The sequence below is a fragment of the Streptomyces sp. NPDC053665 genome (genome assembly GCF_055585285.1).
The window spans coordinates 906,385-924,766 of sequence record NZ_JBVJKK010000002.1 but is presented as its reverse complement, the minus strand read 5'-3'; the positions used below and the strand labels follow the sequence as shown (position 1 = coordinate 924,766).

15 protein-coding genes are annotated in these 18,382 nt (G+C 73.0%); 8 read left to right on the top strand and 7 right to left on the bottom strand.

Annotation, left to right across the window (positions count from 1 at the left end):
- The first annotated feature begins 5 nt into the window (after positions 1-5).
- The 3 genes from ACZ6ZN_RS11695 (at position 6) to ACZ6ZN_RS11685 (ending at position 3,163) form a co-directional block, all read left to right on the top strand.
- Positions 6-1,055 carry a LacI family DNA-binding transcriptional regulator gene (locus tag ACZ6ZN_RS11695; protein WP_398110154.1) on the top strand — a complete coding sequence of 350 codons (1,050 nt, stop codon included), beginning with the start codon at positions 6-8 and terminating at the stop codon, positions 1,053-1,055.
- 179 nt (positions 1,056-1,234) lie between these two features.
- Positions 1,235-2,161 carry an amidohydrolase family protein gene (locus tag ACZ6ZN_RS11690; RefSeq protein WP_469645283.1) on the top strand — a complete coding sequence of 309 codons (927 nt, stop codon included), beginning with the start codon at positions 1,235-1,237 and terminating at the stop codon, positions 2,159-2,161.
- Positions 2,162-2,359: 198 nt separating this feature from the next.
- Entirely contained in the window at positions 2,360-3,163 is an 804-nt protein-coding gene (locus ACZ6ZN_RS11685) for a sugar phosphate isomerase/epimerase family protein (RefSeq protein ID WP_451877992.1), read from the top strand.
- A gap of 227 nt (positions 3,164-3,390) precedes the next feature.
- Here the strand turns inward: ACZ6ZN_RS11685 and rbsD are convergent, their stop codons facing one another.
- From rbsD to ACZ6ZN_RS11660, 5 genes are all read right to left on the bottom strand, one after another.
- Positions 3,391-3,780 carry a D-ribose pyranase gene (gene rbsD, locus ACZ6ZN_RS11680; RefSeq protein ID WP_469645279.1) on the bottom strand — a complete coding sequence of 130 codons (390 nt, stop codon included), beginning with the start codon at positions 3,778-3,780 and terminating at the stop codon, positions 3,391-3,393.
- Complete coding sequence (locus ACZ6ZN_RS11675) at positions 3,777-4,691, bottom strand: ribokinase (RefSeq protein ID WP_451877994.1); 915 nt, start codon at positions 4,689-4,691, stop codon at positions 3,777-3,779. The genes rbsD and ACZ6ZN_RS11675 overlap by 4 nt, the downstream gene beginning before the upstream one ends.
- Positions 4,692-4,776: 85 nt before the next feature.
- Complete coding sequence (locus ACZ6ZN_RS11670) at positions 4,777-6,723, bottom strand: ABC transporter permease/substrate-binding protein (RefSeq protein WP_469645276.1); 1,947 nt, start codon at positions 6,721-6,723, stop codon at positions 4,777-4,779.
- On the bottom strand, positions 6,713-8,242 hold the full coding sequence (locus ACZ6ZN_RS11665) for a sugar ABC transporter ATP-binding protein (protein ID WP_469645273.1): 1,530 nt from the start codon (positions 8,240-8,242) through the stop codon (positions 6,713-6,715). Before ACZ6ZN_RS11665 ends, ACZ6ZN_RS11670 begins: the two co-directional genes overlap by 11 nt.
- Positions 8,239-9,258 (bottom strand): LacI family DNA-binding transcriptional regulator, encoded by a 1,020-nt coding sequence (locus tag ACZ6ZN_RS11660; RefSeq protein WP_469645269.1) that lies wholly within the window; start codon positions 9,256-9,258, stop codon positions 8,239-8,241. The genes ACZ6ZN_RS11665 and ACZ6ZN_RS11660 overlap by 4 nt, the downstream gene beginning before the upstream one ends.
- A 308-nt stretch (positions 9,259-9,566) precedes the next feature.
- On the opposite strand from ACZ6ZN_RS11660, the gene ACZ6ZN_RS11655 reads away from it, so the two are divergent.
- Entirely contained in the window at positions 9,567-10,214 is a 648-nt protein-coding gene (locus ACZ6ZN_RS11655) for a dihydrofolate reductase family protein (protein WP_469645266.1), read from the top strand.
- A 30-nt stretch (positions 10,215-10,244) separates the two neighbouring features.
- Here ACZ6ZN_RS11655 and ACZ6ZN_RS11650 read toward each other — a convergent pair whose 3' ends face one another.
- Positions 10,245-11,048 (bottom strand): MBL fold metallo-hydrolase, encoded by an 804-nt coding sequence (locus tag ACZ6ZN_RS11650; protein WP_469645264.1) that lies wholly within the window; start codon positions 11,046-11,048, stop codon positions 10,245-10,247.
- A gap of 86 nt (positions 11,049-11,134) precedes the next feature.
- On the opposite strand from ACZ6ZN_RS11650, the gene ACZ6ZN_RS11645 reads away from it, so the two are divergent.
- Complete coding sequence (locus ACZ6ZN_RS11645; protein WP_398110164.1) at positions 11,135-11,728, top strand: CGNR zinc finger domain-containing protein; 594 nt, start codon at positions 11,135-11,137, stop codon at positions 11,726-11,728.
- Positions 11,729-12,237: 509 nt separating this feature from the next.
- On the opposite strand, the gene ACZ6ZN_RS11640 is transcribed toward ACZ6ZN_RS11645, so the two are convergent.
- Positions 12,238-12,714: a MarR family winged helix-turn-helix transcriptional regulator gene (locus ACZ6ZN_RS11640; RefSeq protein ID WP_469645260.1), complete on the bottom strand. Its 477-nt coding sequence runs from the start codon at positions 12,712-12,714 to the stop codon at positions 12,238-12,240.
- 68 nt (positions 12,715-12,782) lie between these two features.
- Between ACZ6ZN_RS11640 and ACZ6ZN_RS11635 the strand changes: the two genes are divergently transcribed.
- The 3 genes from ACZ6ZN_RS11635 (at position 12,783) to ACZ6ZN_RS11625 (ending at position 17,700) form a co-directional block, all read left to right on the top strand.
- Positions 12,783-13,655 carry an alpha/beta fold hydrolase gene (locus tag ACZ6ZN_RS11635; protein WP_469645257.1) on the top strand — a complete coding sequence of 291 codons (873 nt, stop codon included), beginning with the start codon at positions 12,783-12,785 and terminating at the stop codon, positions 13,653-13,655.
- 297 nt (positions 13,656-13,952) lie between these two features.
- Positions 13,953-16,232: an SF1B family DNA helicase RecD2 gene (recD2, locus tag ACZ6ZN_RS11630; RefSeq protein WP_469645255.1), complete on the top strand. Its 2,280-nt coding sequence runs from the start codon at positions 13,953-13,955 to the stop codon at positions 16,230-16,232.
- 178 nt (positions 16,233-16,410) lie between these two features.
- Complete coding sequence (locus ACZ6ZN_RS11625; protein WP_398110168.1) at positions 16,411-17,700, top strand: citrate synthase; 1,290 nt, start codon at positions 16,411-16,413, stop codon at positions 17,698-17,700.
- The last annotated feature ends 682 nt before the right edge of the window (positions 17,701-18,382 follow it).

The window sequence follows — 18,382 nt, the reverse complement described above, 5'->3', positions numbered from 1 at the left end:
ACGAGATGACGGTGACCCTGGCGGACGTGGCGGCCCGCGCGCAGGTCTCGCCCGCGACGGTGTCGCGCGTGCTGAACGGGAACTACCCCGTGGCCGCCTCCACCAGGGAGCGGGTGCTCAAGGCCGTCGACGAGCTGGACTACGTGCTCAACGGACCCGCCAGCGCCCTGGCCGCCGCCACCTCCGACCTGGTCGGCATCCTGGTCAACGACATCGCCGACCCCTTCTTCGGCATCATGGCGAGCGCCATCCAGGCCGAGATCGGCGGGCCGGGCGGCCGCGCGGGCGGGGAGCGGCTCGCGGTGGTCTGCAACACCGGCGGCTCCCCGGAGCGCGAGCTGACCTACCTGACGCTGCTCCAGCGGCAGCGGGCGGCGGCCGTGGTGCTCACCGGCGGCGCCATCGAGGACCCGGTCCACCAGGCGGCCATGGACGCGAAGGTGCGCAAGCTGGTCGACGCCGGGACCCGGGTGGTGCTGTGCGGGCGCCCGCCGGCGCCGGACACCGGGGCGATCGCGCTGACCTTCGACAACCGCGGGGGCGGGCAGGAGCTCACCGAGCACCTGATCGGGCTCGGCCACCGGCGGCTGGGGTACATCGCGGGACCGCAGGAACGGACGACGACCCGCCACCGGCTGGAGGGCCACCGGGCCGCGCTCGCGGCGCACGGCATCGAGGAGGACCCCCGCCGTACCGTGCACGGGCGCTACGACCGGCGCTCCGGGTACGAGGCGACGCTGGAGCTGCTGCGGCGCGACCCGTCGCTGACGGCGGTCGTCGCGGCGAACGACTCCGTCGCACTGGGGGCGTGCGCCGCGCTGCGCGACTCGGGGCTGCGCATCCCCGAGGACGTGTCGGTGGCCGGCTTCGACGACCTGCCCTTCAGCATCGACGCGGTGCCCTCGCTGACGACGGTGCGGCTGCCGCTGGCCGAGGCGGGCGCCCGGGCCGGACGCGTCGCGATGGGCCGGGAGGAGGCGCCGCCCGGGGGGATCGCCTCGGTGCGCGGCGAGTTGATGGTCCGGGGTTCCTCCGGAGTGCCGCGGACGTCGTGAGGGCGGCCGCTCCTTGTGGCCGCCCCCGTGCCGCGGTACCCGGGCCGCCGCATCGGCCCCCTGGGGCCCGCGTCCCCGGTGGGCCCGGGGGTCGGACAGTCCGCCGTGTGACGCACACCTCAGACGCTTGTCCGCCCTGGGGATCGCCCTTCTTCCCGGCCTCGGGTGATCGTGAGGGCATGGCGGAAGAGCGAGCCGGGAGCGCCGGCCCGGAAGAGGCCCGGGAGGTGCGGGCGTTCTGGGAGCGGCTCGGCCTGCCCGGGCTCGTCGACGTGCACACCCACTTCATGCCCGAGCGCGTCCTGCGCAAGGTCTGGGACTACTTCGCCGCCAACGGCCCCCTGGTCGGCGGCCTGGAGTGGCCGATCACCTACCGGCACGAGGAGGCCGAACGGACCGCGCTGCTGCGGGAGTTCGGCGTCCGGGCGTTCACCGCGATGCTCTACCCGCACAAACCCGGCATGGCCCGGTGGCTGAACGGCTGGGCCGCGGAGTTCGCCCGCCGCACGCCCGACTGCCTGCACACCGCCACCCTCTACCCCGACCCGGACGTCGAGCGGTACGTCCGCGAGGCCGTCGAGGCGGGCGCGCGGGTGTTCAAGGCACATGTGCAGGTCGGTGCCTACGATCCGGCCGACGAGCGGCTGGAGCGGGCGTGGGGACTGCTCGCCGAGGCCCGGATCCCCGTGGTGATGCACTGCGGCTCCGGCCCCGCACCCGGCAAGCACACCGGCCCCGGGCCCGTCGCCCGGGTGCTCGCCCGGCACCCGCGGCTGCGGCTCGTCGTCGCGCACATGGGCATGCCCGAGTACGAGGACTTCCTCGGGCTGGCCGAACGCCACGAGGAGGTCCGGCTGGACACGACCATGTCGTTCACCGACTTCGGCGAGCGGCTCGCGCCGTTCCCGCGCCGCGCCCTGCCCCGGCTCGCCGCCCTCGGCGACCGCGTCCTGCTCGGCTCCGACTTCCCCAACATCCCCTACCCCTACCTGCACCAACTGCACGCCCTGGAACGGCTCGGGCTCGGCACGCCGTGGCTGCGCGCGGTGTGCCACGACAACGCGGCGGAACTCTTCGGGCTGGACGGCGGGCGCGCGGCGGGGTGAGGGCCTCGGCGTCCCGCACCGGCGAGGAGGTGCGCGTGGCACCGGGTCGTCCCGGCGCGCCGCGGGGCCCGGCACGCCCGCCCTCGGCGCACGCCCGTCCCCTGCGTCGACCGGCCGGGACCGGCGGCCGGACCCGTCCGCAACACCCGGGGTGTGAGGGGGAATCGCGTGCGGGGTTCGCGGGTAGTGTCCGTCCACATGAAGCTCGCGTTCTCCACCCTCGGTGTCCCCGGCCTGCCGCTGCCCGACGTCCTGCGGCTCGCGACCACTCACGGCTACCACGGAGTGGAGCTGCGCACCCACCCCGAGGAGCCGGTGCACATCGGCCTCGACCCGGACCGGCGGGCCGAGGTGGCGGCCGAGTTCAAGGGTGCGGGTGTGGAGCTCCTGGGACTGGCCGGCTACGTGGGCGTCGCCGCGCCCGGCGACGACGGCCCCGTCCTGGCCGAGCTCCGGGCCCTGCTCGACCTGGCCCGCGACCTGGGCGCCCCGTACGTGCGGGTCTTCCCCGGGGGCGACCCCGAGGCCCGGACGCCCGAGGAGGCCGACGCGACGGCCGCCCGCCGCCTGGGCACCGCCGCCGAGTACGCCACCGACCTCGGTGTGCGCATCCTGCTGGAGACCCACGACTCCCACCGCACCGCCGCCGACGCCATGCGCGTCCTCGGCCTGGTCGGCCACCGGCAGGTCGGCGCCCTGTGGGACGTCATGCAGACCTGGCTCGGCGGCGAGCAGCCCTCCGAGTCCTACATGGCCCTCGCCCCGCACCTCGGCTACGTCCAGGTCAAGGACATCGCCTCCGCCGAGGACACCACCCCCCTGCCCCTGGGCCGGGGCGTCCTCCCGCTGGCCGACTGCGTGGAGGTCCTCTCCCGCCACGGCTGGGACGGCTGGCTGTGCTGGGAGTACGAGAAGCGCTGGCACGAGGACGCGGCACCGCTCCCCGACCTCCTGGAAGAGGGCCGCGACCACCTGAACCGCCTGCTGAACGACTCGGCCTGACGCACCCGGCGGCGCCCTGCGGGGGTGCCGCCGCACGGGCGCGGGGAAAATTCTCGTTCCGGCGTGCAACCCTCCGCCGCCTCCGCGGGTCGTACCCGGTGTCAGGACCTCCGGGGGGATCCGGGGGGATCGAGGGAGGACCTGACGGGAGGGGAAACGCCGAGGGGACCCGGTCGACGGACCGGGTCCCCTCGAAACGTCTCCGGGGTCCGGGACGGCGCCGGGCCTCAGAAGAAGACGCCGCAGCGCAGCAGCACGTTCGCGTACGGCCGTGCCTCGCCCGTGCGGACGATCAGCCGGGCCCGGGACGACAGTTCCTTGAGACGCTCGTGCGGGACGAGGTCCAGCGCGGGGAAGTGCCCCTCCAGCAGCGCCGCCGTCCGCGGGTTCGCCGCCCGGACCTCCTCCGCGGCCGTCGCCCCCTCGACCACCAGTTCCGCGAGCAGTCCGTCCAGCACCTCCGCGAACGCCGGCACCCCGGCCCGGAAGGCCAGGTCCACCACGCGCGGGCCGTCGGGCACGGGCATGCCCGCGTCGCACACCAGCACCCCGTCGCCGTGGCCGAGGGCGGCCAGCGCGCCCGCCAGGTGGCGGTTGAGTATCCCGCTCCTCTTCACGCGGACCCGCTCCGCGACGCGACCTCCGCCGCCGTCGGGAAGGAGGCCTGCGCGCCCTCCTTCAGCACCGTCGCCGCCCCGACCCGCGCCGCGTAGGCCGCGGCGTCCGCGAGGGACTCGCCCGCACCGAGCCGCCAGGCCAGGGCGGCCGTGAAGGCGTCCCCGGCGCCGGTCGTGTCCACGGCCTCCACCCGCACGGACGGCACCCGCGCGACCCCCTGTGCCGACGCCACCAGCGCGCCCTCGGCGCCGAGCGTCACCACCACCGACCTCGGGCCCTTCGCCAGCAGGATCCGCGCCCAGTCCTCGGGGGCGTCCCCGACGGCCGCCCCACCGAGGATCACCTTCGCCTCGTGCTCGTTCACGATCAGCGGGTCACAGGCCGCGAGCACCTCCTGGGGCAGGGGCCGCGGCGGCGAGGGGTTGAGGACGAAACGGCTCCCCGGAGCCAGGTTCCGCACCACCTCCACCACCGACTCCAGCGGGATCTCCAGCTGCGCCGAGACCACCCGGGACCCCTGGAACAGGCACCCGGCGGCCCGCACGTCCTCGGGCGTGAGGCGGCCGTTCGCGCCCGGGGAGACGACGATGCTGTTGTCCCCGGACGGGTCGACCGTGATCAGCGCGACGCCCGTCGGCGCGCCGCCCACCAGGACCCCCACCGTGTCGACCCCGGCCCGGCGCTGCGAGTCCAGCAGCAGCCGGCCGTGCGCGTCGTCGCCGACCCGGGCCAGCAGGGCCGTGCGGGCCCCGAGCCGGGCGGCGGCGACCGCCTGGTTGGCGCCCTTGCCGCCCGGGTGGACGGCCAGGTCGGAGCCGAGCACGGTCTCGCCCGCGCCGGGCCGGCGCTCCACTGAGATCACCAGGTCGGCGTTGGCCGACCCCACGACCAGCAGGTCGTAGTCGTACATGTGTCGTCTCCCCTTGTGAGTGGCACGGGCGGGCGGTCGCGCACGCCGTGTGCGACCGCCCGCCGTTCCCCGCCGTTCCCTGCCGTCAGCCGCTGAAGCCGGCCACGTTCTCCTTCGTGACCACCTTCACCGGCACCTTCACCGTCTGCTCGACCTTCTTGTCCCGGAGCGCCTTCAGGGCGTTGTCGACGGCGATCCTGCCGAGCTGGGACGGCTGCTGCGCCACCGACGCGTACAGCGTGCCGCCCTCGACCGCCTTCAGCCCGTCAGGCGTGCCGTCGAAGCCGACCACCGGGACCGACTTGCCGGCCCTGGACCCCAGCGCCTTGATCGCGCCCAGGGCCATCTCGTCGTTCGCGGCGATGACGCCCCGCACGTCCGGGTGGGCCTGCAGCAGGTTCGACATCACGTCGAGTCCCTTGGTGCGGTCGAAGTCGGCGGGCTGCTGCGCGACGACCTGGATGCCCGGGAAGGACTCCAGCCCCTTCGCGAAGCCCTGGGCGCGCTCGCGGGCCGCGGAGGTGCCCGCCTGGCCCTGGAGGATCACGATCTTGCCCTTGCCGCCGAGCCTGTCCGCGATGGTCTTCGCGGCGAGTTCGCCGCCGGCGACGTTGTCGGAGGCGACCAGGGTGTCCACCGCCGCGTCGTTGACGGTGCGGTCCACGGCGACGACCGGGATGTCCGCCTTGCCGGCGGCCTTCACGGAGTTGCTCGCCGCGTCGGAGTCCACCGGGTTGACGATGATCGCGTCCAGCTTGGAGCTGGTGAAGTTCTGGAGCTGGTTGGCCTGCTGGGAGGCGTCGTTCTGGGCGTCCGTGACGGTCAGGTCGATGCCGCGCTTCTCCGCCTCGGCCTGGGCGCCCGCCCGGATCTGCACGAAGAACGGGTTGTTGAGCGTGGACAGCGACAGGCCCAGCTTCGGCTTGTCCGAGGAGGAGCCGTCGTGCAGGAACGAGGTGGCGCCGACGATCGCGACCGTGACGACGGCCGCCAGCGCGTACGTCGCCGCCTGCCTGCCCTTGGGGCCGCCGGCCCCGGCGGCCACCGGGGTCGCCCCCGCCTTGCGCCGCAGCGTGTCGAACAGCACCGCCAGCGCGATGACGACGCCGATGACGACCTGCTGCCAGAACGCCGACACGTTCAGCAGGTTCAGCCCGTTGCGCAGCACGGCCAGGATCAGCGCGCCGACGAGCGTCCCGGACGCCTTGCCCGTACCGCCCGCCAGCGAGGCCCCGCCGATGACGACCGCGGCGATGGCGTCCAGCTCGTAGCCGTCGGCGGCCTGGGGCTGCGCGGAGGAGAGACGGGCGGCCAGGACGACACCGGCGACGGCGGCGAAGACACCCGAGAAGGCGTAGATGGCGAGCTTCTGCCGCTTCACGCGCAGGCCGGACAGCCGCGCGGCCTCCTCGTTGCCGCCGATGGCGTACATGGAGCGGCCGATGTAGGTCCGGCCGAGCACGAAGGCGGCGATCAGGCCCATCACGATCATCACCAGGACCGGCACCGGCAGCCAGCCACCGAGTGTGTCGCCGAGGTGGGAGACCGAGTCGGGGAAGGCGATGGGGGAGCCCTCGGAGATGACCAGGGACAGACCGCGCGCCACGGACAGCATGGCGAGGGTGGCGATGAACGGCGGCAGCTTGCCGTAGGAGATCAGGACGCCGTTGACCAGGCCGCAGACGATGCCCGTCGCTATCGCGAGCAGCACGGCGAGGAACACCGGGACCCCCGCCGAGGTGGCGCTCCAGGCGAGGACCGTGGCGGACAGCGCGGCGACCGAGCCGACCGACAGGTCGATGCCCGCCGAGACGATCACGAAGGTCACGCCGAAGGCGAGGACGGCGGTCACGGCCGCCTGGACGCCGACGTTGAGCAGGTTGTCCGCCGTCAGGAAGTCGCCGGACAGCGCCGACATCGCGACGACGAGGACGATGAGCGCGGTGAGCGCGCCGTTGTCGAGCAGGAGGCGGCGCAGCCCACCCGGGGCGCCACCCGCGCCCGTCGTGCTCTTGAGCGTGTCAGTGGCCACCGGAGGCCTCCGTTCCGGTCGTGGTCGTCGTGGGGGTGCTGACGGCGAGGGCCATCACGGCGTCCTGGGTCGCCTCGCCGGCGGTGAGTTCACCGGCGATCCGGCCCTGGGCCATCACCAGCACCCGGTCGCTCATGCCGAGCACCTCGGGCAGGTCGCTGGAGATCATCAGGACGGCCGCGCCGGCGGCGGTGAGTTCGTTGACGAGCTGGTAGATCTCGACCTTGGCGCCGACGTCGATGCCGCGCGTCGGCTCGTCGAGGATGAGCACCTTGGTGTCGGCGAGCAGCCACTTGCCGATGACGACCTTCTGCTGGTTGCCGCCGGACAGCGTGCGCACGTGCTGGCCGAGGCCCGCCATCCGTACGCCCAGCTGCCCGGCGATCCGCTCGGCGGCCGCGCGCTGCCCCTTGAGGTCGACGAGCCCGGCGCGCGTGGCCGACCGCAGGGTCACCAGGCCGAGGTTCTCCTCCACGGACGCGTTCAGCACCAGGCCCTGGCCCTTGCGGTCCTCGGGGACCAGGCCGATGCCGGCGGTCATCGCCGCGTTCACGTCGTGCTTGGCCACCGGCGCGCCGGACACCTTCACGCTGCCCTCGTCGTACGAGTCGGCCCCGAAGACCGCCCGGACGACCTCGGTGCGTCCGGCGCCGACCAGACCGGCGATGCCGACGACCTCACCGGCGTGCACCTCGAAGCTCACGTCGTGGAAGACGCCGTCGCGGGTGAGCCCCTCGACGGTCAGCAGCGCGGGGCCGCGACCGGCCCGCTCGCGCGGGTACTGCTGCTCGATGGAACGCCCCACCATCAGCCGGACGAGTTCGTCCTCGGGCGTGGTGGCGGGCACCTGGCCCACGCTCCTGCCGTCCCGGATCACGGTGACCCGGTCGCCGAGCGCGGCGATCTCCTCCAGGTGGTGCGTGATGAACACGATCCCGACGCCGTCCTCGCGCAGCGAGCGCACGATCGCGAAGAGCGTGTCGACCTCCTCGGAGGTGAGCACCGCCGTCGGCTCGTCCATGACGAGCACGCGCGCGTCCAGGCTGAGCGCCTTGGCGATCTCGACCATCTGCAGGCGGGCGATGCCCAGTTCGCGGACCCGGGCGCGCGGCGGGACGTCCAGGCCGACCCGCTTCAGCAGGACCTCGGCGTCGGCCTCCATCCGCTTGCGGTCGATCATGCCGAGGCGGCGCGGCTGGCGGCCCAGGAAGATGTTCTCGGCGACGGTCAGGTCCGGGACCAGGTTGAACTCCTGGTAGATGGTGGCGATCCCGAGCCGCTCGGAGTCCTGCGCACCCTGGATGCGCGTCTCCTCGCCGCCGACCAGGATCCGCCCGGCGTCGGGCGTGTAGGCGCCGGAGAGCATCTTGATCAGGGTGCTCTTGCCGGCGCCGTTCTCACCGAGCAGCACGTGCACCTCGCCCCGGCGCAGGTCGAAGTCGACGCCGTCCAGCGCCACCACGCCCGGGAAGGTCTTGCGTATGCCCTCGATGCGCAGCAACTCGTCCGCGTTGCTCACGACGTGCTCCTTTGCACTGGGGTGGGGTTCTCGCCGCACGAGCGGCGCACGACGAGACGGGCGGGAAGGGTGACGGACTCCCCGGCCCGCCCCTCGATGCGGTCGACCAGGGCCCGTACGGCGGCCCGGCCCAGCTCGCCCGTCGGCTGGGCGATCGCCGTGACGGGCGGATCGGTGTGCACGAACCACGGGATGTCGTCGAAGGCGGCCAGCGCGAGGTCGTCCGGCACGCGCAGTCCCCGCGCGCGTACGGCGTCCAGCGCGCCCAGCGCCATCAGGTTGTCGGCCGCGAACACGACCTCCGGCGGCTCGGCCAGGTCGAGGAAGCCCTCGGTGACCCGCCGTCCGCTCTCGGCCTGGAAGTCGCCCTGCCCTATGTAGGCGCCGGGGAGTTCGAGCCCGAACACCGCGAGCGCCTCCCGGAAGGCCTCCACGCGCTCGCGGCCGGTCGTGGTCGCCGCCGGGCCCGCGATGATGGCGAGCCTGCGGTGTCCCAGCCGGTGCAGATGCGCCACGAGGTCCCGTACGGCGCTCCGCCCGTCCGACCGCACCACCGGCACGTCCACGCCCGGGATCCACCGGTCGACGAAGACCATGGGCGTCCCGGCCCGCGCGGCGTCCAGCATCAGCGGCGAGCCGCCGTCCGTCGGGGAGACGAGCAGGCCGTCGATACGGCGGTCGAGCAGGGTGCGTACGTGGTGGTCCTGGAGGTCCGGCCGCTCGTCGGCGTTGCCGATGATCACGCTGTAGCCGAGCGCGCGGGCCTCCTCCTCGACGGAGCGGGCCAGTTCGGTGAAGTACGGGTTCAGCACGTCGCTGATGACCAGGCCGAGGGTGCGGGTCTGGTCGGTGCGCAGCGAGCGGGCGACGGCGTTCGGGCGGTAGCCCAGGGCCTCGACGGCCGCCAGCACGCGGGCGCGTGCCGCGGCGCTGACCGACGGGTGGTCGTTCAGGACGCGCGAGACCGTGGCGACGGAGACGCCGGCCTCCGCAGCGACGTCCTTGATGCTGGCCACCGCCGCTCCACCTCCTCGTGGATCAGTCGGGTGAGCACCTCGCGGTACTCGTGGAATCGATTACATCGACGGGTGCATGGAATCGATTACACGGCGGGGAGGCAAGAGCTCCCGAGCCCTCTTGACCGGATCGTGATGTCGCGGAGCGGGCCGGGGCGGGTGAGGGTGGAGGTGCGTGGGGCCCCGCGGAGGGCTTGGGGAGCTGCGGTGGGCCGGGATCGCGGTGGCGCCGGGAACCGGGGTCCGGGCCGCCGATGAGTTCCGGCGGCCCGGGCGGTCCACATCTCGTCGACCACAGGAGGAACGCTGTGCCCCAGTTGCTGCGTGTGCAGAATTTCAACGTCTCGAGCGACGGCTTCGGTGCCGGGGAGAACCAGAGCCTGGAGAGGCCCTTCGGCCACGCCGACCCGGGCGAGATGTTCGCCTGGGCCGGTGCCACGGCGAGCTGGCCCAACCGCACCGCCCCGGGCGGTAGTCGCGGCCTCGACGACTACCTCACCCGCGATTTCAAGAACAACATCGGCGCCGAGATCATGGGCCGCAACAAGTTCAGCCCGCACCGCGGCCCGTGGCAGGACCACGAGTGGCAGGGCTGGTGGGGCGACGAACCCCCCTTCCACACCCCGGTGTTCGTCATGACCCACCACGAGCGCCCGTCGTTCACGCTCTCCGACACCACGTTCCACTTCGTCTCGGGCGAACCCGCCGAGGTGCTCCGGCAGGCGCGCGAGGCGGCCGGCGGCAAGGACGTCCGGCTGGGCGGCGGGGCGACCGTCGTCCGGGAGTTCCTTGACGCCGACCTGGTGGACACCCTGCACGTGGCGGTCTCCCCGGGCATCGTCCTCGGGTCCGGCTCACGGCTGTGGGAGTCGCCGGAGGAGTTGCTCGACCGCTTCCACTGCGACGTGGTGCCGAGCCCCAGCGGGGTCGTGCACCACCTGTTCTGGCGCAGGTGACGGCCGCGCGGGTGCCCGCGCCGCCCCGGGTCAGACGGCCGTGCCCCAGTCCAGGCGGTCGGCGAGCCCGGCGGCGGCGAAGGCGGCCTCCAGGTCGTCGCGGCCCTCGGTGAAGTGGGCCCAGCTGTCGTAGTGGACGGGCACGACGCGGCGGGCGCCCAGGACGCGCGCGGCCTCCGCGGCCATGGCGCTGTCCAGCACGATGACCCGGTTGTCGAAGAGGACGGGGAAGCGGGGCGCCCCGGCGAAGAGGACGGCGGTGTCGACGGGGCCGAAGCGCTCGGCGATCTCCCGGACCGCGTCGAGGGAGGCGTTGTCGCCGCTGACGTAGACGGTGGGCAGGCCCTCGCCGGTCAGGACGAAGCCGACGACCTGCCCGGTGACCGCCTCGACCTCCTCGCGGGTGCCGGGCCCGTGCAGCGCCGGGACGCCGGTGACGGTCACGGTGCCGCCCCTGGGCCGGTCCAGCTCGACGGACTCCCAGTCGGCCAGCTCCCGGACCCGCTCGCCCAGGGTCTCGCCCAGGCGCTTGCCGCCGCCGGGGGTGGTCAGGGTCAGCGGGACGCCGGCGAGCAGGGCGCGGCCGGAGTCGTCGAGGTTGTCGGGGTGCTCGTCGTGGGAGAGGAGCACCACGTCGACGCGCCCGAGGTCGTCGGGGGAGGCGGCGGAGGGTGCCGTCTTGGTCAGGAACCTGGCCTCGCCCCGGGGGTAGTCGCCGGGGGCGTCGAAGGTCGGGTCGGTCAGGAAGCGCAGCCCGCCGTACTCGAAGAGGGCGGTGGGGCCGCCGAAGACGCGCACGACGAGGTCGCCGGTGGGCACGGACGTGGAGGACATGCAGCACCTCACGGATAGACGTGGTGGAACCGTGAGAAGACCGTAGCCCTTTCTCACGGATGGCGGCAAGCCGTACCATGAGAACCATGGAGGAGTCCGTGACCGAGCAGCCCGTCCCGCCGCCCGCCCAGGGCGAGGAGGAGCACCCGTCCCTCGCCCTCGCCAACAGCGCGATGGCCCTGCCCGGCGGGCACACCATCGATCTCCTGGGCTCGCCCGCGCAGGCCAACCACTGGCTCACCGAGCGCGGACTCGCGCCGGCCGACGCCGGGATGCGGGAGATGTGCGCGGCGCAACTGCGCTCGCTGCGCGAGCAGATCAGATCGCTGTTCGCCGCCCGGGCCGAGGGCCTGCCCGCCCTGCCGGCGGCCGTCGACGCGGTCAACGACGCGATGACCCGCGTGCCCACGGCCCCGCTGCTGCGGTGGGACGACCGGACCGGGCCGTACCGCACCGCCCCGCACCCCACGACCGCGATCGTCGACCTCGCCGTCGCGACGCTCGCCGCCGACGCGGCCGACCTGCTCACGTCCCCGGCGGCGGAACGCCTCACCGCCTGCGGCTCCCCGCCCTGCAACCGTTTCCTGCTCCGTCACGGCCGCCGCCAGTGGTGCTCCACCCGCTGCGGCGACCGCGCCCGCGCGGCCCGGGCGTACGCCCGCAGGACGGCCGAGGCCTGAGCCGGACGACGGCCCCGGACCCCGCGACCCACCGGATCCGGCCCTGCTCGCACCTCGCAACTGCCCGTTCCGAAGCGCCGGCTTCCTTCTGCCCTGCCGGGCAGGCCGCACCGCTGTCCGTACGGCCGTGGAGGCGCGACGCTGTCCGGCTTCCCGTGTGTGGGGCCTACCGCCGCCCGCCCTCCCGGGTGGGTCACGCTGCGGTGGACCCTCGCGTGCGGGCTGGGGCTGGGCCGTTGTCCGTCCCCTCAGGTGAGCTGCTGCCCGCCTCCCCTGCGAGCCGCACCGCCGTCCGCCCTCCCGGGTGAGCCGCACCGCCGTCCGCCCGGGGCGAGCCGTGCCGCGGTCCGTCTCTGCGTGCGGGCCGCACCGCCGTCCGCCCGGGGCGAGCCGTGCCGCGGTCCGTCTCTGCGTGCGGGCCGCACCGCCGTCCGCCCCCACGCGAGCCGCCGATTGCCCCCCGGGCAGGCAGCCCCTGCCCGGCCTGCCGTCAGGCGCTTCGCCTGGCTCTACGCGTCCTCCCCGGCGGCCGCCTCCCGGACGCCCGTCAGGAACGTGCGGATCGCGGCCAGTTCCCGCTCGTCGTAGGAGCGCAACAGGGTCACGGTCTGGTCGATCAGCGGGCCGAAGTGCTCCCGGCCGAGGGCGACCGCCCGTTCCTCCACCTCCACCACGACCTTCCGCCGGTCGCCGGCGCCCCGTACCCGCCGCACGTGCCCGGCTCGCTCCAGCCGGTCCACGAGGGCCGTGGTGCCCGCCGAGTTGAGCCCGAGCGCGGCACCGAGGCGGCCGGCCGTGGTCTCCTCGCCGGCGCGGGACGCGTCCATCAGGGCGATCAGCGCCCGCACATCCGTCGGGTGCAGGCCGTGGCGCTGGGCGAACCGGGCGCTGTGCCGGCCCAGTTCGACGGCGACGGCCCGCAGGAGATGGACGACCTCCATCTCGGGCCCCGGCCCGACGGACTCCTCGATCTGCTCGCCGGACATGCCAGCCTCCGTTACCATCTCGCTCAACAAGTATCTCGTCGAGCGAGATAATAGGGGGTCCCCGGCTCATGAACGCGCGCGGTCCGTACGACATGGACGCTTTCCTCGCCGCCTACGACAAGGTCATGGCCAAGTGGCCGGCGTCCCGCGAGACCCGGACGGTCCCCACGCCCTTCGGCGCGACGCACGTGACGGTGTGCGGCCCCGCCGACGGGCCTCCCCTCCTGCTGCTCCCCGGCGGGGGCGGCGCCACCTCGGCGACCTGGTTCCGGCAGGCCGCCGAACTCTCCCGTGCCCACCGGCTGTACGCCGTCGACCTGATCGGCGCGCCGGGCCGCAGCGCCGCCGACCCCGAGCGCCGTCCCCGCACGGCCGCCGACCTGTCGGCCTGGCTGGACGCCCTGCTCACGGAGTTGGGCCTGCCGAGGGTCGACCTGGCCGGTCACTCGTACGGTGCGTGGATCGCGCTGCACCACGCCCTGCGTGCTCCGGACCGGGTGCGCCGGCTGGTGCTCCTGGACCCGACGAACTGCTTCGCCGGCTTCCGGCCCGCCTACCTGTGGCACGCGCTGCCGACGCTGCTGCGGCCCACGCCCCGCCGGGCGCGCGCCTTCCTGGAGTGGGAGACCGGCGGGGCCGGCCTGGACCCCGACTGGCTGGCCCTGCAGGGGGCGGCCGCCGGTTTCCCCGCCCTGCGTCCCGTCACCGGACCCCGTCCGGCGCCGGCCGCCCTGCGCGCCCTGGAGCCGCCGGTCCTGCTACTGCTCGCGGGGGCCGGCCGCACGCACGACCCCGCCGCGGTCACCGCCCGGGCCGAGGCGCTGCTGCCGCAGGTCACGACGGCCACCCTGCCGGACGTGTCCCACCACGCGCTGCCCTTCGCCGACCCGGCCGTCTGCGCCCGGCGCGTCACCGGCTTCCTCACCCGCCCCGGCGCCTGACCCCGCCCGCCCCTCCCGGAGCGCCGTCCCCTCCCTGCCGCCGGACCCTGCTGCGATCTCCCCGCGCCCCTGCGGACGTCCTCACCGAGCAGGCTGTCACGCACCGGCGACGCCCCGGCGACCGAACCGAACGCCGGCACCGGGAACCGGGTTCGGCTCATCCACTCGCCCGTCCCGCACGGCCCGACGAGCATAAGAACCCCGAGGCTGCCCCCCCCGAGCCGGGCCGCCACGGGACGGGCGCCTCTGCGGCCCATGCCCGCCTCCGTTGTCGTACCCGGGCGGTACCGTCGGATCATGACCGATCAGGCGGGGGCCGCCCATGCGGGCGAGCGGCGACCGGCCACGCTGGAGGGCGTGCTGGAGCGCATCACGTACGCCAACGAGGAGAACGGCTACACGGTCGCCCGGGTCGACACCGGCAGAGGCGGCGGCGACCTGCTCACGGTCGTCGGAGCGCTGCTCGGCGCCCAGGTCGGCGAGTCCCTGCGCATGGAGGGCCGCTGGGGCTCCCACCCCCAGTACGGCAAGCAGTTCCACGTGGAGAACTACACGACGGTCCTGCCGGCCACCGTCCAGGGCATCCGCCGCTACCTCGGCTCGGGCCTGGTCAAGGGCATCGGCCCGGTCTTCGCCGACCGCATCACCCAGCACTTCGGCATGGACACCCTGAAGATCATCGAGGAGGAGCCCAAGCGGCTCGTCGAGGTCCCCGGCCTCGGCCCCAAGCGCACGAAGAAGATCGCCGACGCCTGGGAGGAACAGAAGGCCATCAAGGAGGTCATGCTGTTCCTCCAGACCGTGGAGGTCTCCACGTCCATCGCCGTGCGCATCTACAAGAAGTACGGCGACGCCTCCATCTCCGTGGTGAAGAACCAGCCCTACCGGCTCGCCTCCGACGTGTGGGGCATCGGCTTCCTCACCGCCGACAAGATCGCCCAGTCGGTCGGCATCCCGCACGACAGCCCCGAGCGCGTCAAGGCGGGCCTCCAGTACGCGCTGTCGCAGTCCACCGACCAGGGCCACTGCTTCCTGCCCGAGGAGCAGCTGATCAAGGACGCGGTCAAGCTCCTCCAGGTCGACACGGGCCTGGTCATCGAGTGCCTGGCCGAGCTGGCCGAGCCGCGGGAGGACGGCGAGGAACCCGGCGTCGTACGGGAGAAGGTGCCGGGTCCCGACGGCGGCGAGCCCGTCACCGCCATCTACCTCGTCCCCTTCCACCGCGCCGAACTCTCCCTGTCCGCCCAGCTGCTGCGCCTGCTGCGCACCGGCGAGGACCGCATGCCCGGCTTCGCGTCCGTCGCCTGGGACAAGGCGCTGACCTGGCTGAAGGGCCGCACGGGCGCCGATCTCGCGCCCGAGCAGGAGGCCGCCGTGCGGCTGGCGCTCACCGAGAAGGTCGCGGTCCTGACCGGTGGTCCGGGCTGCGGCAAGTCCTTCACGGTCCGCTCGATCGTGGAACTGGCCCGCGCCAAGAAGGCCAAGGTCGTGCTCGCCGCGCCGACCGGCCGGGCCGCCAAGCGCCTGTCCGAACTCACCGGCGCCGAGGCCTCCACGGTCCACCGCCTGCTGGAGCTCAAGCCGGGCGGGGACGCGGCCTACGACCGCGACCGCCCCCTGGACGCCGACCTGGTGGTGGTCGACGAGGCGTCCATGCTCGACCTGCTCCTGGCCAACAAGCTCGTGAAGGCCGTCCCGCCCGGGGCGCACCTGCTGTTCGTCGGGGACGTGGACCAGTTGCCCAGCGTCGGCGCGGGCGAGGTGCTGCGGGACCTGCTGGCCGACGGCAGCCCGATCCCCGCCGTCCGCCTCACCCGGGTCTTCCGCCAGGCGCAGCAGTCCGGCGTGGTCACCAACGCCCACCGCATCAACGCCGGGCAGCACCCGGTCACGGACGGCATGAAGGACTTCTTCCTCTTCGTCGAGGACGACACGGAGGAGACCGGCCGGCTCACCGTGGACGTGGCCGCGCGCCGCATCCCGGCCAAGTTCGGCCTGGACCCGCGCCGGGACGTGCAGGTCCTCGCCCCCATGCACCGCGGTCCGGCCGGCGCGGGCACGCTCAACGCCCTGCTCCAGCAGGCCGTCACCCCGGGCCGCCCGGACCTGCCCGAGAAGAGATTCGGCGGCCGGGTGTTCCGCGTCGGCGACAAGGTCACCCAGATTCGCAACAATTACGAGAAGGGCACCAACGGTGTCTTCAACGGCACCGTGGGCGTGGTGACCTCGCTCGACCCGGTCGACCAGCGCCTGACGGTGCTCACGGACGAGGACGAGGAGGTCGCCTACGAGTTCGACGAGCTCGACGAGCTGGCCCACGCCTACGCCGTGACGATCCACCGCTCCCAGGGCAGCGAGTACCCGGCGGTCGTCATCCCGGTCACCACGGGGGCCTGGATGATGCTCCAGCGCAACCTGCTCTACACGGCGGTCACGCGCGCCAAGCGGCTGGTCGTCCTCGTCGGTTCGCGCAAGGCGATCGGCCAGGCGGTGCGCACGGTGTCGGCGGGTCGGCGGTGCACGGCACTCGACTTCCGGCTCGGCTCGGCAAAAAATGATCGATCAAATGAGTCGTGAAGGTCACAAGCCACTTCCGGAAGGGGATCACAGGGGGCAGGATGGGCAAGTTGGCGGCACTCAGTGCCGTCAGTAGGCCCGATGGTCGACCCCGAGTGCACTCTCCTGAGCCAAGTGGGGGATGGTAGAGACAGTCAGGGCACCTCGAAGATGAGGCACAACGTCGGTGAGGGAAGACGTGAGCGACAACTCTGTAGTACTGCGGTACGGCGACGGCGAGTACACCTACCCGGTGATCGACAGCACCGTCGGTGACAAGGGCTTCGACATCGGAAAGCTCCGCGCCCAGACCGGTCTGGTGACGCTGGACAGCGGTTACGGCAACACCGCCGCGTACAAATCCGCCATTACGTACCTGGACGGCGAGGCGGGCATCCTGCGTTACCGCGGGTACCCGATCGAACAGCTGGCCGAGCGCTCCACCTTCCTGGAGGTCGCCTACCTGCTGATCAACGGCGAGCTGCCGACCGTCGACGAGCTCTCCTCGTTCAAGAACGAGATCACGCAGCACACCCTGCTGCACGAGGACGTCAAGAACTTCTACAAGGGCTTCCCGCGCGACGCCCACCCGATGGCCATGCTGTCCTCGGTCGTCTCGGCGCTGTCCACGTTCTACCAGGACAGCCACAACCCGTTCGACGAGCGCCAGCGCAACCTCTCGACGATCCGCCTGCTCGCCAAGCTCCCGACGATCGCGGCGTACGCGTACAAGAAGTCGATCGGTCACCCGTTCGTCTACCCGCGCAACGACCTGGGCTACGTCGAGAACTTCCTCCGCATGACCTTCTCGGTCCCCGCGCAGGAGTACGAGCTGGACCCGACCGTGGTCTCCGCGCTCGACAAGCTGCTGATCCTGCACGCCGACCACGAGCAGAACTGCTCGACCTCCACGGTCCGCCTGGTCGGCTCCTCGCAGGCGAACATGTTCGCCTCGATCTCCGCCGGCATCAACGCGCTGTGGGGCCCGCTGCACGGCGGCGCCAACCAGTCCGTGCTGGAGATGCTGGAAGGCATCCGCGACTCCGGCGGCGACGTCGACTCCTTCATCCGCAAGGTGAAGAACAAGGAGGACGGCGTCCGCCTGATGGGCTTCGGCCACCGGGTCTACAAGAACTTCGACCCCCGCGCCAAGATCATCAAGGCCGCCGCGCACGACGTGCTGTCCGCCCTCGGCAAGTCCGACGAGCTGCTGGACATCGCGCTGAAGCTGGAGGAGCACGCGCTCTCCGACGACTACTTCGTCCAGCGCAGCCTCTACCCGAACGTCGACTTCTACACCGGCCTGATCTACCGGGCCATGGGCTTCCCGACCGAGATGTTCACGGTCCTGTTCGCCCTCGGCCGGCTGCCGGGCTGGATCGCCCAGTGGCACGAGATGATCAAGGAGCCGGGCTCCCGCATCGGCCGTCCGCGCCAGATCTACACGGGTGTCGTCGAGCGCGACTTCGTCCCCGTCGAGGAGCGCTGAGGCAGCCGCCCGGCAGCCCTGGGTAGCCCTTCCGCCCGAGCCCCCGTCGTCCGGCCGCCGGACGACGGGGGCTCGAGCGTGCCCGGGGCTCCGCCGCACGCGCACGCGTACGCGCAAACGCAGACACGGGCAGGGGCACGGGCGCGGGCACGGAGTGATCTTTCACGGGATTTCTTACGCAATGAAGAAGGCGCCCCGGCGTCGGTCCCCCCACGGGCCGACGACCAGGGCGCCTTCCCAGTCCCGGTACGGATTCCCCCCACGGGATCCGGCCGGGCGTCTGTGAGGACAGCGCCTGAATCGCTGTGCGAGCACGACGGGCGGAACTCGCCGTACTCCTTGTACGAGGTGCGGTCTGCCGGGACAGCGCACGCCCGGGAGGGCCGCTCAAAGCTTCCCGGTGTACGTGCCCCGGCAACGCATCTCCGGGGAAGTCCCCCAAGACATCCCCAGATGTCGGGTCGCGCCCCCCAAGACGCTTCCTGACATCGTCAACTTAGACCTTCGAACCCCTCGGATGGTTACGTTCACATCACTGTGATCTGCGTCTCTTGCATATGTCCTATAGATGGGCAAGAGCCCGGATATGCCATCCGGGGGGTCCCAGCGTAAGGATGATGCGCGAGCCTTGTGAAGAGCTTATGTGAGCCGGGCCCGGGACTCCAGAGGGGTTCAAATCACG

Coding starts and splice junctions, on each gene's coding strand:
- ACZ6ZN_RS11685 (WP_451877992.1), top strand. CDS start 2,360: ATGAAGCTCGCGTTCTCCACCCTCGGTGTCCCCGGCCTGCCGCTGCCC.
- ACZ6ZN_RS11645 (WP_398110164.1), top strand. CDS start 11,135: ATGGAGGAGTCCGTGACCGAGCAGCCCGTCCCGCCGCCCGCCCAGGGC.
- ACZ6ZN_RS11675 (WP_451877994.1), bottom strand. CDS start 4,691: ATGTACGACTACGACCTGCTGGTCGTGGGGTCGGCCAACGCCGACCTG.
- ACZ6ZN_RS11695 (WP_398110154.1), top strand. CDS start 6: ATGACGGTGACCCTGGCGGACGTGGCGGCCCGCGCGCAGGTCTCGCCC.
- ACZ6ZN_RS11650 (WP_469645264.1), bottom strand. CDS start 11,048: ATGTCCTCCACGTCCGTGCCCACCGGCGACCTCGTCGTGCGCGTCTTC.
- ACZ6ZN_RS11635 (WP_469645257.1), top strand. CDS start 12,783: ATGAACGCGCGCGGTCCGTACGACATGGACGCTTTCCTCGCCGCCTAC.
- recD2 (WP_469645255.1), top strand. CDS start 13,953: ATGACCGATCAGGCGGGGGCCGCCCATGCGGGCGAGCGGCGACCGGCC.
- ACZ6ZN_RS11640 (WP_469645260.1), bottom strand. CDS start 12,714: ATGTCCGGCGAGCAGATCGAGGAGTCCGTCGGGCCGGGGCCCGAGATG.
- ACZ6ZN_RS11690 (WP_469645283.1), top strand. CDS start 1,235: ATGGCGGAAGAGCGAGCCGGGAGCGCCGGCCCGGAAGAGGCCCGGGAG.